The organism is Alcanivorax sp. IL3 (assembly GCF_047495465.1).
In the GTDB taxonomy this organism is placed as follows: domain Bacteria; phylum Pseudomonadota; class Gammaproteobacteria; order Pseudomonadales; family Alcanivoracaceae; genus Alcanivorax; species Alcanivorax jadensis.
This window is the reverse complement of the sequence record NZ_CP179931.1, coordinates 1,387,831-1,405,041: the sequence shown is the minus strand read 5'-3', so window position 1 is coordinate 1,405,041 and position 17,211 is coordinate 1,387,831. Positions and strand designations below refer to the sequence as shown.

Genomic DNA, 17,211 nt, shown 5'->3' with positions numbered 1-17,211 from the left:
TTACCCCCACCCGGAGACACAACCGTAGCCACTCCAGGCAGGCACAGCTAGACTGATTCAAATTCACAGGGAGACAGTGAAATGTTCTTGCTGCAACAATATCGTGTCCAATTGCCCCTGCTCAGTGTTTTGTTCCTGTTCCTCCCTGTTGTTGTCGCTGCCGAGCGTTCCCTCAGTTATCAGACCGACGTCCAGCCCATTTTTGAAAACAAATGCCTGGCCTGCCACGGCTGCTACGACGCCCCCTGCCAGCTGAAACTGGAAGCGCCCGAGGGACTGGATCGTGGCGCCAGTAAAGATAAGGTCTACAACGGTGCCCGCACCGAATCCGTGGCGCCTACCCGGCTGTTTCAGGACGCGCTGACCACCGCCCAATGGCGAGAAAAGGATTTCTTTTCCGTCATCGACAGCACCGACGGCATGCAATCATCACTGCTCTACAACATGCTTGAGCTGGGCAGGAAACATCGTTTTGCCGACAACGAAAAATTACCGGATGACATCACTCTGGGATTGCAGCGAGTCAATGCCTGCCCCAAACCAGAGGAATTTGCCGACTACGCCGACAAGCATCCCATGGGCGGCATGCCCCTGGCCGTCACCGGCCTCACCGATCAGGAATTCACCACCGTAAGCCAGTGGCTCAAGCAGGGCGCCCCGCTGTCTTACCAGACCTTTGATCTGTCGGAAGACGAGCAACGACAAATCCAGGCCTGGGAAAAAATGCTTAACCAGCCAGACAATCGCCACCAACTGGTGGCCCGCTGGCTGTTCGAACACCTGTTTCTCGCCCACCTGTATTTCGACGATAACAGTGGAGACAAACCGGATCATTTCTTCACCTTGTATCGCTCCAGCACTCCGCCGGGCGAGCCCCTGAAACCGCTGGACAGCGTGCGCCCCAACGACATGCCTCCCGAGCACTTCTGGTACCGGCTGGTGCCGGTTCGCGGCAGCCTGGCACACAAAACCCACATCACCTTTGCGCTGAACGACAAAAAGCTGGCCCGTACCCGGGAGCAGTTTTTTGCCGGCGACTGGGAAGTGGAAACACTACCGGGGTACAGTTACGAACAACGCGCCAACCCCTTTCAGACCTTTTCGGACATTCCGGCTCGAGCCCGATACCAGTTTATGCTGGATGAGGCGGAATACTTTGTCCGCACCTTTATCCGCGGGCCGGTTTGTCGGGGCCAGATAGCCACCGATGTGATACGCGATCACTTCTGGGCGGTGTTCCAGGACCCGGACCATGACCTCTATATCACCGATGATAATTACCGCGCCAAGGTCAGTGGATTACTCGGTCTTCCCGGCCAGGATGAGGAGCTTCTGGCACTTGGTCCCCAGTGGCTCAAATACAGCGGCAATCGCAATAAATATCTCAAAGCCCGGCACCAGGCCTACGGGGAAAAAGCCCCACAGGGCCCCGCCTGGGAAAGTCTCTGGGACGGCGACGGCAAAAACCGCAACGCCCTGCTGACCATCTTCCGTCACCATGATAATTCATCGGTACGAAAAGGCTTGATCGGCGACCTGCCACTGACCACCTGGGTCATGGATTATCCGTTGTTTGAGCGTAGCTATTACAACCTGGTGGTAAACTTCAATGTGTTTGGTTCCGTCTCTCACCAGGCCCAGACCCGTCTCTACTTCGACCTGATTCGTAATGGAGCGGAGCAGAACACCCTGCGTTACTTCCCCCGCGAGCTTCGCAAGCCAGTGGTGGAAAACTGGTACCAGAACACCGGCAAACTGCGCCTGTATGTGAGCTATGCGTCGGTGGATACCACACACCCCACCGGCATCCAGTATCAAACCAATACCCCGGTCAATGAATTCAACGATGGTCTACTGAAACGTTTTGCCGCCATCAACGCCCGCCCGGACCCGATCAATCGTTGCGATGGGGAAGACTGTCACCGCAATGATATTGCGGACTGGTTAAAAGAGCCGGAAACCACTCTGGTCGGTATTGCCTCTACCCAGGCGCAGGATCTGCAAGCCGTACACTTCATGCCCGAGGTCACCATGCTGCGGGTGGAAAATGAAAACGGCGAGCGGGAAATCTATACCCTGATTCGCAATCGGGCCCACACCAATGTGGCCTTCATGTTGGGGGAATCCCTGCGCTACCAGCCACCGCTGGATACCCTGACGATCTACCCCGGCGTACTGGCCAGCTACCCCAACTTCATGTTCAACGTGCAGGCCGATGAGGTGGATGACTTCGTGGCTGCCATGCAGGCGGTGAAGAAAGAAAAGGATTTCACTGCACTGGCTTCCCGCTTCGGCATCCGCCGTACCCATCCGCAGTTCTGGACCTACTTCCACGACCTGACCCGCTATCTGGAAGAGCACGAGCCCAGCGAGGCAGCGGTTCTGGATATGAATCGTTACGAGAATCTTTGAGGGCAGCGGCAAGCCTCACGCTACAAGCTGCAATGCGGGCTGGGCCGTGCTAATCGAATAGCGCCCTGCCCGCGAAGGCAGGTGTAGGAGCACCGCTTGAGGTGCGAACCGAGCGTCGCGAGGCGGAGGAGAGCGAAGGTCTGTGCGCCATTCTTTCTGGCAAGACCTGTCGAGCACTGACAGTCCTGATCGCCCTGCAGTCGATTTCCGCGCAAGCGCGGTTCGCACCTCGAGAGGTATTATTCGCTTCGCTCACCCTTCGGGCCGCACGGAACTACGTGCGTTACTCCGCTGCGCTACGTTCCTACAGCGGCTTCGTAGAAATGCCGAGCTCTTGGGAACTTTCTAACCTTTCCCTATCCAACCAGCGTAGCTACGTAGCTCGTAGCCGCCCGCCTCTACCCTTTCCTGCCCGCTGTGGCTAGGTCTACAGCGCCTCCCGGTTGCCACTTGGCCCGACCCATCGGTCACACTGGTCAATGTGACTGAGCCTCTCCGGTCCATAATCGAGTGCAAATAGACACAACAACGAGGCGAACTCTCATGGCAAAAGATGCAGTTGGTTATGCGCTGACCGCGCTTAACCGTCTGGCCAGCTCGGAAGTGCTGGACAAGATCGGCATGCGCAAGACCGTGGAACGGCTTGCCTACACGCTCACCAAAAGCGGCTTTCAGGTGCTTACCACCACTGCCCGCACTTTCAAGTCAAGCAACCCCGGCAACAAACCGGAACGGCTGAACGCACCGGGCCACACCCGCGACCTTTTCGATCTGAGCGTCACCGACGAGCAGCAGATGATCCGTGACAGCGTGCAGTCTTTTGCCCGCGATGTGTTGCGTGATCAGGCCGAAGAAGCGGATGCCACCCAGAAGACCAGCGACGAGGTGATTGCCCAGGCGCTGGAACTGGGGCTCAACTATTTTGCCGTGCCGGAAGCTCTCGGCGGCGCTGCCAGCGAACGTTCCACCGTAACCAGCATGCTGGTTGCCGAAGATCTGGCCCACGGTGACATGGGGCAGGCGGTAGCCATCCTTGCCCCCATGGGCGTTGCCAATGCCCTCACCCAGTGGGGCACCGCGCAACAGCAGGACAAGTACCTGAGCACCTTCGCGGAAGAAAGCCCGCCCAAGGCCACCATCGCTGTGTGCGAACCCTATCCGCTGTTCGACCCCATGGCACTCAAGACTACCGCCCGCAAGGACGGTGAAAGCTATGTCCTCAACGGGGAAAAATCCCTGGTACCGCTGGCCGCCGAAGCAGAAATTTTTCTGGTGGCCGCCCAGGCCGATGACGGCCCGGCCGTGTTCATCGTCGAAGGTGGCAGCGACGGCCTGGTAGCAGGCGATGATCCCTCCATGGGTATCCGCGCCAGCGGCCAGCGTCCATTGAAACTGGACAATGTGCGCGTGCCGGTGGAAAACCGCCTGGGTAACGGTGATTTCGATTACCGCGCCTTTGTGGACCTGGGCACCCTGGCCTGGTGTGCCCTGGCCATCGGTACCTGCCAATCCGTGCTCGACTATGTGGTGCCTTACTGCAACGAGCGCACCGCCTTTGGCGAGCCGATCAGTTACCGCCAGGCAGTGGCGTTCATGATTGCCGATATCGCCATCGAGCTGGATTCCATGCGCATGCTCACCTACCGCGCGGCCAGCCGTGCCGAGCAGGGCAAGTCCTTCCAGCGTGAAGCGCATTTGGCGCGCACCCTGGTAAAGGACAAGGCCATGAAGATCGGCACCGACGGCGTGCAATTGCTGGGCGGTCACGGCTTCACCCATGAATACCCGGTGGAGCGCTGGTACCGGGATCTGCGTGCCATCGGTGTCGCCTTTGGCGGCCTGCACCTGTAAGGAGGGAGACAACCATGAATATCGAAATTCCCAAGAAGTTCAAACCCCTGATCAACAACGCTTATCAGGTGGCCCAGAGCACCCTCCGCCCGATCTCGCGCAAGTATGACCGTGGCGAGCACGAATATCCGAAAGAGCTGGATATGCTGGCGTCGGTACTGGATGGTTTCAACGAAGGTGATCCGGCCAACTCCGCCGGCGCTGCCACCACCGGTAGCGGCAAGGTGCAGGACGACGGCAGCATAAAAAATGGCGCCAATATGGGCGTTTGCCTGGGTGCCATGGAAATGTGCTACGGCGATACCGGCTTCCTGTTGGCCATGCCCCGCCAGGGCCTGGGCAATGCGGCTATCGCTGCGGTGGCCAACGACGAGCAGCTGGAGCGCTTCAAGGGCAAGTGGGCCGCCATGGCCATCACCGAACCCAGCTGCGGCTCCGATTCTGCGGCCATTCGTGCCACCGCCAAAAAAGACGGTGATCACTATGTGCTGAACGGCGAGAAGATCTATGTGACCTCCGGGTCCCGCGCCGACTGTGTGGTGGTGTGGGCGTCGCTGGATCCAAAACTGGGCCGTGCAGCCATCAAATCCTTTGTGGTGGACTGGGGCACCCCGGGCATGGAGCTGGCGCGTCTGGAGAAAAAGCTCGGCATTCGCGCTTCCGACACCGCCGCCATCAACTTCATCGACTGTCGTGTACCGGCGGAAAACCTGCTAGGCAGCCCGGAAGTGGATACCAAGAAGGGCTTTGCCGGGGTCATGGAGACGTTCGACAACACCCGTCCATTGGTCGCTGCCATGGCCATCGGCTGTGCCAAGGCGTCACTGGAGCGCATCAAGGAATTGCTGAAGGACAGCATGACCTATGATTACGGCAAGCCAGTAGACAACTGCTCCGCGGTGGAAGCCGAAATCTACCGGATGGAAGCGGACTGGGAAGCGGCTTACTGGCTGGCGGTGAAAGCCGCCTGGATGGCTGACAACAAGAAGGCCAATACCCTGGAAGCCTCCATCTGCAAGGCCAAGGCCGGACGCGTGGGGAATCAGATCACTCTGCGCTGCGTGGAACTGGCCGGCAGCATCGGCTACACCGAAGACGAACTGCTGGAAAAATGGGCCCGCGACTCGAAGATTCTGGATATCTTCGAAGGCACCCAGCAAATTCAGCAACTGGTCATCGCCCGTCGGGTACTGGGGCTAAGCTCCAAGGAGCTGAAATAACCTCTCTCCCGGCAGCCTTGCCAACCTAAAAGCCGCACCTTCGGGTGCGGCTTTTTTGTCTCTGATCCTTGCTCGACGCTTCCCAATCAACCCTGCCTTTCCTATTACTCACACCGGCTTTCATCGCCCGAATTCCCTACTGCATAAAGAGACATAACGATGATGTTGCGGTGACATCGCCTGTGCCACCATCAAAAGACGATGGAATGTAAAAAAACACTACACCCCGGTTACAGCTTTACCGACATTGCACAACAGGCCGGGCCGGTACGCCGACGTAAGGTGTAGGTGTAACAATAAAAAAGGAAGGGATCACCATGTCAGCACTCAAACTGCATTTGCTCGGTGCCGGTCTGGCGGGCTGTATGTTGCTCGGACAGACCGCGCACGCCAATCAGCAACAGGCCACCGTCATCCTCAGTCAGAGTTGCGAATACATGCTACTCAACACCCGAGGCGGCATGGTACTAGTGAAGCAACTGGACGGCACCACTCCCCAGGCGGGCGACACCCTGAAAGGCGATATTGTTGCCGGCGATTTCACCAATCTGCAGAACACCCGGGATCAGGCTTCCATGCAGGTGTGGGTGGATCTGGTAGATCCGCACAGCAGCAAGGCGCTAAGCCAGTACGGTCGCTACTGCACCTAAACGGCAAGCCTGAAAGAAAAAGGCCGTCTCCTGATCGGTGCGGCCTTGAACAATACTGAAGGGAAAAGAGCCCGACTTACCGCCGATCACTTTCTGATGGCATATTTGCCTGCCCCCAGGAAGAAGACGGCAACGGCAGAGAACAGGAAAAACCCCTGCAACTCCAATGCCCAGCCACCTGTCTTGCTCAATGCAAATACCTCGCCCATGTGCACCAGCACAATGGCAACCAGCATATTGCCCGCGATCAGCACCGCACCAATACGGGTATGGACTCCCAGTATCACCATCAACGGCGCAATGATTTCGCCAATAAATACCCCGTAAGCCAGAAAACCAGGCAGGTTATGAGACGCCAGCTCTCCTGAAATCCAGCCCACCCCGTGTTGCAACTTGCTGATACCGTGCAACAGCATCAGTAACCCCAACGTCAGACGCAGTACCAGCTTGCCGATATCCGGATTGTTGACCATCTCTACTCCCAGTGAATAAATATTGTTGTCCGCCATTCAACCGTTTAGCCCGGAATAAGAAAAGCGCCACCACAGAAAAATACATCTAATTATCAGAACAAAAACAACTTAATAACGCACTTTCTTACTTTTCTTTTGATGCTTAAATACTCCCATCGCGTCACTAGCAACATTTAATTGAAAAGGAGTTCCCCATGAAAAACCTGCTTGCCTCCCTGACCGATACCGACAACAGCTTCGCTCCTCTGGCCCTGCGCCTGCCAGTGGCCATCATATTCATGGCTCACGGTGCCCAGAAACTGTTTGGCTGGTTCGGTGGCCATGGCCTGGAAAGCACCGGTCAATGGATGGCGTCCATTGGTCTGGAACCCGGCTACCTGATGGCTCTGGGCGCCGGTAGCGCCGAATTCCTTGGTGGCCTGGCCCTGCTGATCGGCCTGCTCACCCGCCCGGCAGCAGTGGCCCTGGCTTTTACCATGATCGTGGCCATCGTCACCGTACACCTCGACAACGGCCTGTTCATGAGCAACAACGGCTACGAGTTCGGTCTGGCCCTGCTGGCCGCCAGCGTGTCACTGGCCATTTCCGGTGGTGGCCGTTTCAGCGCCGACCAGCCGCTCAACAAGGCCCTGCAATAAGCCCGTTGAGCTCTGTCCTGCCCCACCCCATACTCCCGCTTTTGCGTCGGACCTGAATCCGTGACTTCAGCGTGGATGCATGGCGTAAAAATTTGTTGTCACAGGGGATTTTTTGAAGAAGTATCGTATCAGGGAATACGATCGACTGAGAAAAACCCCCTGTGGCGACAAAGGGTTGCGTCAGGCGCCGCGATGAAGCCATGGATTCAGGTCGGAGTCTGGGATGAGCACTTTTCGTTACTGGCAGACAGCCCGCGCCGGCAATATGGCGCGGCTGACCCTGCATACAGGCATGCTGCCCACCCTTGCGAACAACCATGTCCGCATCACGGTGCATGCTGTCGGCCTGAATTTTGCCGATATTTTTGCCCTCACCGGCCTGTATTCCGCCACCCCGCAGGGCGCCTTTATCCCCGGCCTGGAGTTTGCCGGCGAGGTAGAGGAAGTCAGCCCAGAGGCGGAAAGGTTTGGGGTGGGCGATCGGGTCATGGGCGTCACCCGTTTCGGTGGCTACACCAGCGTTATCGACAGCGAGCCGGAGTACCTGATCCCGCTACCCGCAGACTGGGACTACGCCCAGGGCGCCGCCTGGCCGGCACAGACCCTGACCGCTTGGTACGCCCTCACCCATCTCGGCGCCCTGCAAGCGGACCAACAGGTGCTGATACACAGCGCCGCTGGCGGCGTGGGCCTGCAAGCCATGAAACTGGTACAAGCGCTGGGCGGTCGCGCCACCGGCACGGTAGGCAGTGAAGAAAAAGCCACCTGGCTAGGGCAACAAGGATTCGAGGATGTGCTGGTTCGGGCGCCGGACTTCGCCCGGCAACTGCAACGACATAATCGACACTTCGACCTGGTACTGGATGCCATCGGCGGCCAGGTTCAGACCGCCAGCTTCAACGCGCTCAACCCCATGGGCCGCCTGGTGGTCTTCGGCGCCGCCGAATTCACCCCCAGCCAAAACCGCCCCAACTACCTGAAAGCCGCCTGGCGCTACCTGCGCCGCCCCCGCTACGACGTGATGGCGATGATCAGCAGCAACCGTTCCGTATTGGCCTTCAACTTGATCTGGTTATGGGAACAGAAAGGGAAAATGCAGGCGCTGCTGGAAGAGCTGAAAACCATTCCCCTGCCCCCGCCCCATGTAGGCCATCGCTTTGCCTTTGACGATGCCCATACGGCTTTAGCACTACTGCGCTCAGGACAGTCTGTGGGCAAGGTGGTGCTGGACGCGGCACCTGACCCAGCGTAGGAGCGTCGCTGGCGGCGCGAACCGGAACGAAGTGCAGGTAACGACCGCTAGGGCGGCCCGTAGGGTGCACGAAGTGCATAAATCCAAAACCTGAAAAGCGGTATTTACCACAGAGGGCACAGAGAACACTGAGGAAAAGACAGGTTTTTCTCTGTGTTCTCTGTGCCCTCTGTGGTAAATATTTTTTTGATTCTGGTCTTTTTTATCGCGCCGCCAGCGAGGCTCCTACGAGAAAAGCTGGCGGATTTGTTCGGCGCTGGTGGGCCGTACTACCCGGTCTATTTCCTTGCCATCATGGATCAGGATCAGCGTAGGCCACAGTTTGATCCGGTAGCTGCGACCCAGAGGGCGGCCAGGGCCATCGGCAATTTTTTCGTGGTGCACCTCGGTCATCGGTGACAGCACCGTTTCGATGTCTTTCTGAGCGGCGATGCAATAGCCGCACCAGTTGGCGCCGAATTCCAGTACCCAGGTGCCCGGCCGTTGTTCAACCTCCTCGCGATTGAGGGTTTCTTCTTCATAACTCTTCACATAATTCATTTCATATCCGCTCGATCAGACATTCCACAAAAGCCCGCATCTTGGTCGGAGCCTCGCGCCCCGGCGGGTAGACCGCATACTTGCCCTGCAGGTCGCCGACCAGTCTGACAGAACTCTCTTTTGATCGCCTCGCTCCAGCGCTTCGGCGGCAATGGAATCCGCCATCACAGAGATCCTCGCCTGGCGATTGTCGGCCGCGCCGGAGCTCTGCGGGTGGCGGCAGATACGCTTTTGATCGACACTCCCGCCAGTGCTGATCGGGCAATGACGACCTGCTGGTGGACGACTAGAGCAACAGCCGTTCCGTACAGGGTTGGTTAGGCCGTAGCACTGCTGGGTGAAGAGGATCACCCGCAACACGAACGTGAGCGCTTCACTCTGGCCTACTGAAAACCGGAGCAGTGACTACCGCCGCTCCCCTTTTGGGTTTCTTTTATGGTTAGATGCGGGAAACGGCAGATAACGGATAGCCCTGTGACTGAACAACCGGTAATCACCGAAACCCGCGACGACCTTTTCATTATCACCCTGAACCGCCCCGACAAGCGTAACGCGGTGGATCGCCCCACCGCGGATGCGTTACGTACCGCTTTCGACGCCTTTGAGCAGAACACCGATCTCAAGGTGGCCATCCTCACCGGCGCTGGCGGCAACTTCTGCGCCGGCGCCGATCTGTCCGCCTTGTCTGATCCGCAACGACGCAATGAGATTGACGAGGCCGGCAGCGGCCCCGGGCCCATGGGCCCTACCCGTATGCTGCTGAGCAAACCGGTGATTGCAGCCGTAAGCGGCTTTGCGGTGGCAGGCGGACTGGAATTGGCATTGCTGTGTGACTTGAGAGTGGCAGAAACGTCGGCCACGTTCGGTGTGTTCTGCCGGCGCTGGGGCGTGCCCCTGATCGATGGTGGTACCGTGCGTCTGCCTCGCCTGATTGGCCACAGCCGGGCCATGGATATGATTCTGACCGGCAGGCCGGTGGCGGCCGATGAAGCCCTGCAGATCGGCCTGGCCAACCGGGTGGTGGCCGACGGCACAGCACTGGATGAAGCCATCACCCTGGCCCGGCAAATCGCCGCCTTCCCGCAACGCTGCCTGCAGGCCGACCGGCTTTCAGCCTATCGACAATGGGACCTGGCGCAGGAGGAAGCCCTGCGCCAGGAAGGCGCCGGCGGCTACCCGGTGGTATTCGAAGAAGCGATTGGTGGCGCCGAACGTTTCCGGCAAGGCGCCGGACGGCATGGGAAATTTGAAGAGTGAGTTTTGTGGAATGACCAGCCTGGCAGTGAAATACTAGCAGCCGATCCGGTTTCTCTGGCCAAGGTTCGCCATGCAAGCATAGCTCCTACAGCGCCATCAGCGCTTTTGCAGAAATGAAACGCGGGCACAGCCTGGCAGGTTTACACACCAGACCCGCCCGCGCTTTTTCACTTTCAACTTTGCACTTTCAACTCAACCAATCAGCGGATCACTACAAAGAACACACCGCCGTTACGATTCACCCGCAACAGCAGGGTGCCATCCTTGTCACTGATAGCATTACGCAGTTCCGCCGTGTTCACCACATCCTGACGGTTGGCGTTGATGATCACATCGCCACGGCGCAACCCGGCCCGCCAGGCGGGAGAGCCCTGTTTCACATCGTCCACCAGTACGCCGCTGTCCGCGTGCTGCAGTTCCCCTTTGCGAAGGTCCCGCAGGCTGGCGCCTTGCAGGTACTTGGAAACAGACTCCCCGCTGGAGGCCTGCTGGGATGACTCGCTGATAACCGCTGTCATCTCCCGCTTTCTGCTATCACGCAGGACGGTCAGCGTCACCTTCTCACCCACCGGCGCCATGCCGACCTTGTTACGCAGATCCGCCGCCCGCTTCACCGGGCGGCCGTCTACGGCAATCACCACATCTCCACTCTTGATGCCGGCCTTCTCCGCAGCACCATCCTCTAGCACCTGAGTGATGACCACACCGCGCTGGCGATCAACCCCAAAGGCCTCGGCAAGCTCGGCAGTGAGATCCTGAACGGTAACACCCAGCACGCCGCGGCGAACTTCACCATGCTCGATGAGCTGGTGCATCACGTTCTCGGCCATTTCCGTGGGGATGGCAAAACCGATACCTACATTGCCGCCGGCGGGAGCGATGATGGCAGTGTTGATGCCCACCAATTCGCCGCGCAGGTTCACCAAAGCGCCACCGGAGTTGCCCGGATTGATGGACGCATCGGTCTGGATAAAGCTTTCGTAGCCTTCAATCCCCAGACCGGTTCGACCCAGCGCAGAGACAATACCACTGGTAACCGTCTGCCCCAGCCCGAAGGGGTTCCCGATCGCCACAACGAAGTCGCCCACTCGCAAGCCGGTGGAATCAGCAATAGCGATTTGCGTCAGATCATTGGCCGACTCCAGTTTGAGTACCGCCAGATCCACTTCCTCATCGGTACCGACCAATTCTGCTGACAACTCGCGGCCGTCGGTAAGAGTGACTTCAATGGAATCCGCGTTCTTCACCACATGGGCATTGGTCAGCACATACCCCGCCTCGGCATCCACAATCACGCCCGAACCGGCACTGGCGGCACGGCGCTCTCGTTGTTGATGCTCGGGAATGTTGAAGAAACGGCGGAAAAAGGGATCTTCCATCAGTGGATTTCGGGCAGTGCGAATCCGCGTTTCGATAGCAATATTGACCACCGCCGGAGAGGTCTCCTCCAGCATGGGCGCCAGCGATGGCAACGCCTGGCCGTCACTAGTGGCGGATGGCAATGCCGCCTGTGCTGGCGAAAAAACGATGGCACACAGTGCCAGTACCCAGACAACGGGTTGCAGCGGTTTTTTGGTATTCAACAACGTCGTTCCTCCTGTGCTGAGAAAACAATAAAAAAGGATATCGCCAGTGGAGACCTTCCCACCACCATACAGCGAATGCAGTGGCCGCTCGGGGCGGATAGCAACGCCGTACTGCTTTTCTGACATTGCTTCAGAGCGACGGTTCCGAGGCAAACACTCTCACCCCGTTGTACTCGCTGGATTCCCCCAGATCCGGCCAGGTGCAGGACTGCCACTGCCCCAGCAATTGGTAGCCGGGCGGGTTCAGGTCCGGCACCCGGGAATCGGCCAGCAGCACCTGGGCCGCCTGTTGGAAGCGGGCCAGCAGTGGCAGGTTTTCCCGGTCGTAGAGGATATCCGCCGCGGTCACCAGATCTGCCACCGCCAGGGCACTATCCAGATCCTGGCTTAGCTCGACATTCACCCGGTTTTCCGCTGCATTGAGGGCGGTGGCATTGAGTGCATCCTGATCCAGATCGCAGGCAATCACCCGACCCGCTCCGGCCATAGCCGCGGCAATCGCCACCACCCCGGAGCCGGGCCCCACATCCACCACACAGCGCCCCTTTACCCACTCAGGGTTCGCGAACAGAAACTCTGCCAGCACTTGGCCAGACGCCCAGCAAAACGACCAGTAAGGCGGTTCTTCCATAATCGCATTGACGATGTGCGGGTCCAGGGCCTTTTCGGGAAACAGCTCATCCAGTAGCCATAAACGGATCTGTGGTGTCTTAGGTAAAGCCTGGCAGACCAGGGATACCGCCGGTAATACGCGGTGGAGCCGTTCATGTAAGGCGGCAAGGCCTACTCTTTCCTGATTGCTTGTCATACCCTAGGGCCTTGTTTCGCCAATCCAAAATCGTCCAAGAGAATAACAAAATGACCGGCAGACAGGCATGGATCGGTCTCACCGCCCTACTTCTCACCCTGGTGAGCCCATTACAGGCACGGGAAATCTGGACCGAGGGCGTCCCCGATCCCTACTTTGAGCATTTCCTGGATTTCTACAAGGCGGACCCCAGCGCCATGGGCCGCTGGGCCTCAGGACTGCGCAATATTTCCACCGACCAGCTTGATCGTACTCTCAAGGCTCTGGATACCACCCAGTTCACCTACCTCTACCCCATGGAGATGAAGGGCTTCGAGCTGGCAGAACATAACGGCATCCCTACCGAAGAGCTGTCACTGATGGCCGTGCGCGCGGGCAAGCTGATTCCGATTCCCTTCCAGATTGACGAGTTCGACAAGACCGGCCTGATCTGGATCGATGGCCACAATGATCACGAACCGGAAGGCGAGCCGGGTATTTTTGATGATTTCGACGAGCTGGCCTTCATGTTCCGTGACGGCGGCTGGGACCGTTTTGATCCGCAGCAACATGAGCTGAAGGCAGGCAGCATGCTGGAAGAAATCCGCCTGGACTCCCCACGAAACCAGCCCCGCTATATTTACCTGGTGCGCAATAACAGCGAACGCTCGCGGGCAGACTATGTGCAGGTGGATCTGGAAAACGGTCGCATCGAAACCACGCTGATGCAGATGGACTACGACGCCAAGGATTTCACCCAGATCCAGGGCATGTCCCCCCGGCTTGGCCCACATAAGGACGTAAATGTTATCGACAACATTTACGTGAACATCAGCACCGGGATTTTCAACCAGAACCTGAGAGTGGACCTGGATACCCGCAAAAACATCAAGGCCACCCCCGTTGCCGTCAGGGACGGCCCAGTCAGGGCCTCGATCCTGGTCAAGGCGCGCATCTGGTACGCCTTCATGCCAACGTTTTTCAGCCAGAAATTCCAGGTGGATTTCTACGAACAGTCAGTGACTATTCCTTCCCGCTTTGCCATTGGCAGCGTCAAGGTACTGAAATTTTTCCTGATGTTCCTGCGCGAACCCCGCATCCACTTTGCCATCGACTTCCACAACCTGGAGGGTGCGCGGATCACCTATGATTCCGTCTATGGCAAGGGCCAATACGGTATCGTCGATGGTGAGATGAACGATTTCGAGCATACTCTCGGCGCGACCCGACTACCCGGGGACTGGCTGCATATGGATTCCAATCAGGGCTGGGAAATGTTTTTCAGCAACCATATGCCAGTAGTGCCTGATGGGTTGTTCGATGCCTTTCTCGATGGCATGTCCATGAACATGTTCTACGAGGACGACAAGGCAAGCACCACCAAGTACGAGCGCCACCCGGGTGCCACCCCGCGACTGGGCTTTGAGAGTGAGGGCATGCCGCGCACGGTCATTGATCTGCTTGGTGGCATCCCCAAACTGGATTATCTGGACATGGACAGCCTTGGCGAAGCCATTCTGGCATTGGCGGATGCGGAGGAAGACGGTGCCTTTGACAAGTACGACGAGGTGGTCAACCAGCGCTTGAGGGAACTAAAAAAGGAAGGTCGTTTTCCCTCGGTAGCGGCTCTGGCTGACGCGTTCCTGGCCGACCTTAACCGGATGAATTTTTCCGGTATCGCTCGCGATGATTTCAATAGCCTGATGCGCCAGGCCATACTGGATACCACCAAGCAGGTGGATCAGGTGCACCACGGCAAAGTGCTGCAACGCATGGTGGAACTGGCCGAGGAACGGGACATTGATATCCGCCGGCTACGCTACGCCACCATGGATAACACCCTGTGGTTCCCGGCCTGGGTGGGCGAAGGCGGCGCCGCCGACTTCCACTGGCAGGTCAGTCACGCGCCCAAGGCTATACCTCTGGGTCCGGTGAGTGCCTCTGTCGCAACAGTGCCGTGAGCGCGGCACTGTCCTTCACCTGCCCCTCGTCGTCCAGCGCCGGATAGGGAATACCCTCGGCATCACAGAGACGGGCAATTTTCTGGTGGCCCCAGCGGAACAGCAGCTCGCTATAGCGGGCCGCCTCAATACGCGGCTGGTCATAGAAGCCTTTGGCGCGACGTTGCTCACAGGCTTCCGCCAGAATAATGGCCGCTGCCACGCTCACGTTGAACGATTCCACCATGCCCATCATCGGAATGACCACGTGCTGGTCCACCGCCGCCGCCGCTTCATCGCTGACACCAAACTTTTCAGTGCCTAGCAGCAAGGCGGTGGGCCGGGTGTAATCCACTTCCCGATAGGGCACTGCGGTATCGGACAAATGGGCCGCCAGCACCTGAACGCCCTGCCCCTGCAATTCACGAATCACACTGCTGCTCTCGTCACGCTTGTGCACCTGCACCCAGCGCTGGGAGCCCATGGCAGTACCAGCGGCCATGCGGGCCCGGTTATTGGGCAGAATGGCGTGCACATCAAGAATGCCCACCGCATCGCAGGTGCGCACAATGGCAGCGATATTGTGGGGCTTGTGGACTCCATCCATGATCACAGTGAGATCAGGCTGGCGGCGATCCAGGGTGTCGCAGATACGATGATAACGTTCCGGGGTCATGGGCTTTCCTCATGGCTGGCCGCGGATTGTATAGGCCCGAGCCCGGATGACAAAATTCACCGCTCGACAACCCGCAGGCGTCACCCAGCCCCCTGCCCCTGGCAGACCGAATCCGTTAGGCTTTCGACTCACTGAATGAACCACCGCGGAGACCCCATGCCCGAACTCTCATCCCGCCGCCTGCCGTTGGACGGTGTCCGTGTTATCGAACTGGGCCAGCTGCTGGCTGGCCCCTTTACCGGCACCCTGCTGGCCTATTTCGGCGCCGATGTGGTGAAGGTGGAACCGCCCGGCGGCGACCCCATACGCGGCTGGCGCAAACTGGATGAAGATGGCACCTCCTACTGGTGGCGCAGCCTGGGGCGCAACAAGAAATCCGTGACCCTGGATCTGAAATCCGATCAAGGCAAGGCGCTGGTACGCAAGCTGATGAGCAACGCCGATGTGGTGATCGAGAACTTCCGCCCCGGCACCATGGAAAACTGGGGCCTGGGACCAGACAGCTTCGCCGAGGACAACCCGGGGCTGATCTACACCCGCATCTCCGGCTATGGCCAGACCGGCCCCTATGCCAGCAAGCCCGGCTATGCGTCGGTTTGCGAGGGCATCGGCGGGCTGCGGTACGTGAATGGGTTCCCCGGCGAACGTCCGGTACGCCCCAACCTGTCCCTGGGCGACACCATCGCCGGCCTGCACGCGGCCCTGGGGATTCTGCTGGCCCTGTTTGAGCGGCAAAAGAGCGACAAGGGCCAGGTGGTGGATGTGGCCCTCTATGAATCCGTCTTCAACCTGCTGGAGGGCGTGATCCCCGAATTTGATGGCGCCGGAGTGATTCGCGAACCAGCGGGTTCCACCGTCACCGGCATCGTCCCCACCAATACCTACCGCTGTGCCGACGGCAAGTTCGTGGTGATCGGCGGCAATGGCGATTCCATCTTCAAACGCCTGATGACCACCGCCGGCCGGCCGGATATGGCAGACAACCCGGCCATGGCCAGTAACGCCGGTCGGGTGGAACACGAGACAGAGATCGACAGCGCCCTGGACAGCTGGTGCCGCAGCCTGCCCAGCGAGCAAGTACTGACTCTGCTGGGAGAGGCCCGGGTCCCCGCCGGTCCCATCTACTCCGTGGCCGACATGTTCAACGACCCCCATTTCCAGGCCCGGGGTCTGTTCCAGCAGGTGGAAATCAACGGCAAACCGCTCAAGGTGCCCGCCATCACTCCTCGCCTGGCCGACACCCCCGGCGAAACCCGCTGGCCCGGTGGCGAAGTCGGCAGTCACAACGAGACGGTACTGCGGGAGGAACTGGGTTTGAGTGAGGAGGAGTTTGTCGCGCTGAAACAACAGGGCGTTATTGGTTGAAGTGCTTATGCAAACACCGCTGATGCACAGGTGTGTTTAGTCTGCTTTTAATACTATTGAAGATGGCATTACTGGATTGCTATACCAAAACCTACACCAGAGTTGTAGATTGTTGCGGACGAAGCTGGACTGATGTGGACACAAGAAAAGCTCACCACACACAGCGACAGATATAGTGATAGTAAAACGTAGAATCCACTAAATACTCGGGAAGAACGGGCCCGGTAATGGTCAGCCCCCTTGCTTTTCCATGACACAGCAATACTGGCCAAGTGAAAAACCCACATTAGCTAGCGGCAACGCAACGTGTATGCCCCCCTGTTGATGCGCTTCCCCGATTATTCGATTGTTTTCCGACTTTCTTTTTTCCATGTTTAAAAGCTTCTAAAAAGAGCACGCCACCAAGCACCATGCCGCTTCTGCAAAAGCCCCTGCATAGCCTGTCGGCATTCCCTTCACTCACCAGAGCCAAGCTAGGCCAGGCAGTAATTTTCGCTCTGATCAAAATGGTCAGGCAGTGACCTGTATGGCCATCACCATGAGGGTGTCAGCGATGCAAAAGCA

General features: G+C 58.4%; 14 protein-coding genes. 9 read left to right on the top strand and 5 right to left on the bottom strand.

Annotation, left to right across the window (positions count from 1 at the left end; all coding sequences use genetic code 11):
- Positions 1-81: 81 nt before the first annotated feature.
- From ACMG4M_RS06635 to ACMG4M_RS06620, 4 genes are all read left to right on the top strand, one after another.
- A complete protein-coding gene (locus ACMG4M_RS06635) occupies positions 82-2,412 on the top strand; it encodes a fatty acid cis/trans isomerase (RefSeq protein ID WP_414430972.1) in 2,331 nt (776 codons plus the stop codon).
- A 543-nt stretch (positions 2,413-2,955) separates the two neighbouring features.
- A complete protein-coding gene (locus ACMG4M_RS06630; RefSeq protein WP_035247760.1) occupies positions 2,956-4,263 on the top strand; it encodes an acyl-CoA dehydrogenase family protein in 1,308 nt (435 codons plus the stop codon).
- Positions 4,264-4,277: 14 nt separating this feature from the next.
- Positions 4,278-5,483 (top strand): acyl-CoA dehydrogenase family protein, encoded by a 1,206-nt coding sequence (locus ACMG4M_RS06625; protein WP_035247762.1) that lies wholly within the window; start codon positions 4,278-4,280, stop codon positions 5,481-5,483.
- Positions 5,484-5,800: 317 nt separating this feature from the next.
- Positions 5,801-6,133: a hypothetical protein gene (locus ACMG4M_RS06620; RefSeq protein ID WP_035247774.1), complete on the top strand. Its 333-nt coding sequence runs from the start codon at positions 5,801-5,803 to the stop codon at positions 6,131-6,133.
- A gap of 86 nt (positions 6,134-6,219) precedes the next feature.
- On the opposite strand, the gene ACMG4M_RS06615 is transcribed toward ACMG4M_RS06620, so the two are convergent.
- Positions 6,220-6,642: a DoxX family protein gene (locus tag ACMG4M_RS06615; protein ID WP_232222069.1), complete on the bottom strand. Its 423-nt coding sequence runs from the start codon at positions 6,640-6,642 to the stop codon at positions 6,220-6,222.
- A gap of 158 nt (positions 6,643-6,800) precedes the next feature.
- Between ACMG4M_RS06615 and ACMG4M_RS06610 the strand changes: the two genes are divergently transcribed.
- A complete protein-coding gene (locus ACMG4M_RS06610; protein ID WP_035247776.1) occupies positions 6,801-7,244 on the top strand; it encodes a DoxX family protein in 444 nt (147 codons plus the stop codon).
- A 223-nt stretch (positions 7,245-7,467) separates the two neighbouring features.
- The gene (locus ACMG4M_RS06605) at positions 7,468-8,496 is read left to right on the top strand and encodes a zinc-binding dehydrogenase (protein ID WP_035247778.1); all 1,029 of its coding nucleotides are present in this window, start codon (positions 7,468-7,470) and stop codon (positions 8,494-8,496) included.
- Between the two features lie 225 nt (positions 8,497-8,721).
- On the opposite strand, the gene ACMG4M_RS06600 is transcribed toward ACMG4M_RS06605, so the two are convergent.
- On the bottom strand, positions 8,722-9,036 hold the full coding sequence (locus ACMG4M_RS06600; protein WP_035247780.1) for a thioredoxin family protein: 315 nt from the start codon (positions 9,034-9,036) through the stop codon (positions 8,722-8,724).
- Between the two features lie 474 nt (positions 9,037-9,510).
- Between ACMG4M_RS06600 and ACMG4M_RS06595 the strand changes: the two genes are divergently transcribed.
- The gene (locus tag ACMG4M_RS06595; RefSeq protein ID WP_035247783.1) at positions 9,511-10,293 is read left to right on the top strand and encodes a crotonase/enoyl-CoA hydratase family protein; all 783 of its coding nucleotides are present in this window, start codon (positions 9,511-9,513) and stop codon (positions 10,291-10,293) included.
- Between the two features lie 200 nt (positions 10,294-10,493).
- On the opposite strand, the gene ACMG4M_RS06590 is transcribed toward ACMG4M_RS06595, so the two are convergent.
- Together ACMG4M_RS06590 and ACMG4M_RS06585 are read right to left on the bottom strand one after the other, a co-directional pair.
- On the bottom strand, positions 10,494-11,876 hold the full coding sequence (locus tag ACMG4M_RS06590; RefSeq protein ID WP_035247970.1) for a DegQ family serine endoprotease: 1,383 nt from the start codon (positions 11,874-11,876) through the stop codon (positions 10,494-10,496).
- 133 nt (positions 11,877-12,009) lie between these two features.
- The gene (locus ACMG4M_RS06585; RefSeq protein ID WP_035247786.1) at positions 12,010-12,687 is read right to left on the bottom strand and encodes a 50S ribosomal protein L11 methyltransferase; all 678 of its coding nucleotides are present in this window, start codon (positions 12,685-12,687) and stop codon (positions 12,010-12,012) included.
- A gap of 50 nt (positions 12,688-12,737) precedes the next feature.
- On the opposite strand from ACMG4M_RS06585, the gene ACMG4M_RS06580 reads away from it, so the two are divergent.
- Complete coding sequence (locus ACMG4M_RS06580; protein ID WP_349380384.1) at positions 12,738-14,627, top strand: hypothetical protein; 1,890 nt, start codon at positions 12,738-12,740, stop codon at positions 14,625-14,627.
- On the opposite strand, the gene trmH is transcribed toward ACMG4M_RS06580, so the two are convergent.
- Positions 14,581-15,282, bottom strand: coding sequence for a tRNA (guanosine(18)-2'-O)-methyltransferase TrmH (trmH, locus tag ACMG4M_RS06575; RefSeq protein WP_035247792.1), 702 nt, complete (start codon positions 15,280-15,282; stop codon positions 14,581-14,583). The genes ACMG4M_RS06580 and trmH overlap by 47 nt on opposite strands.
- A 156-nt stretch (positions 15,283-15,438) precedes the next feature.
- Here trmH and ACMG4M_RS06570 point away from each other — a divergent pair, with 156 nt between their 5' ends.
- Complete coding sequence (locus ACMG4M_RS06570) at positions 15,439-16,647, top strand: CaiB/BaiF CoA transferase family protein (RefSeq protein WP_414430971.1); 1,209 nt, start codon at positions 15,439-15,441, stop codon at positions 16,645-16,647.
- The last annotated feature ends 564 nt before the right edge of the window (positions 16,648-17,211 follow it).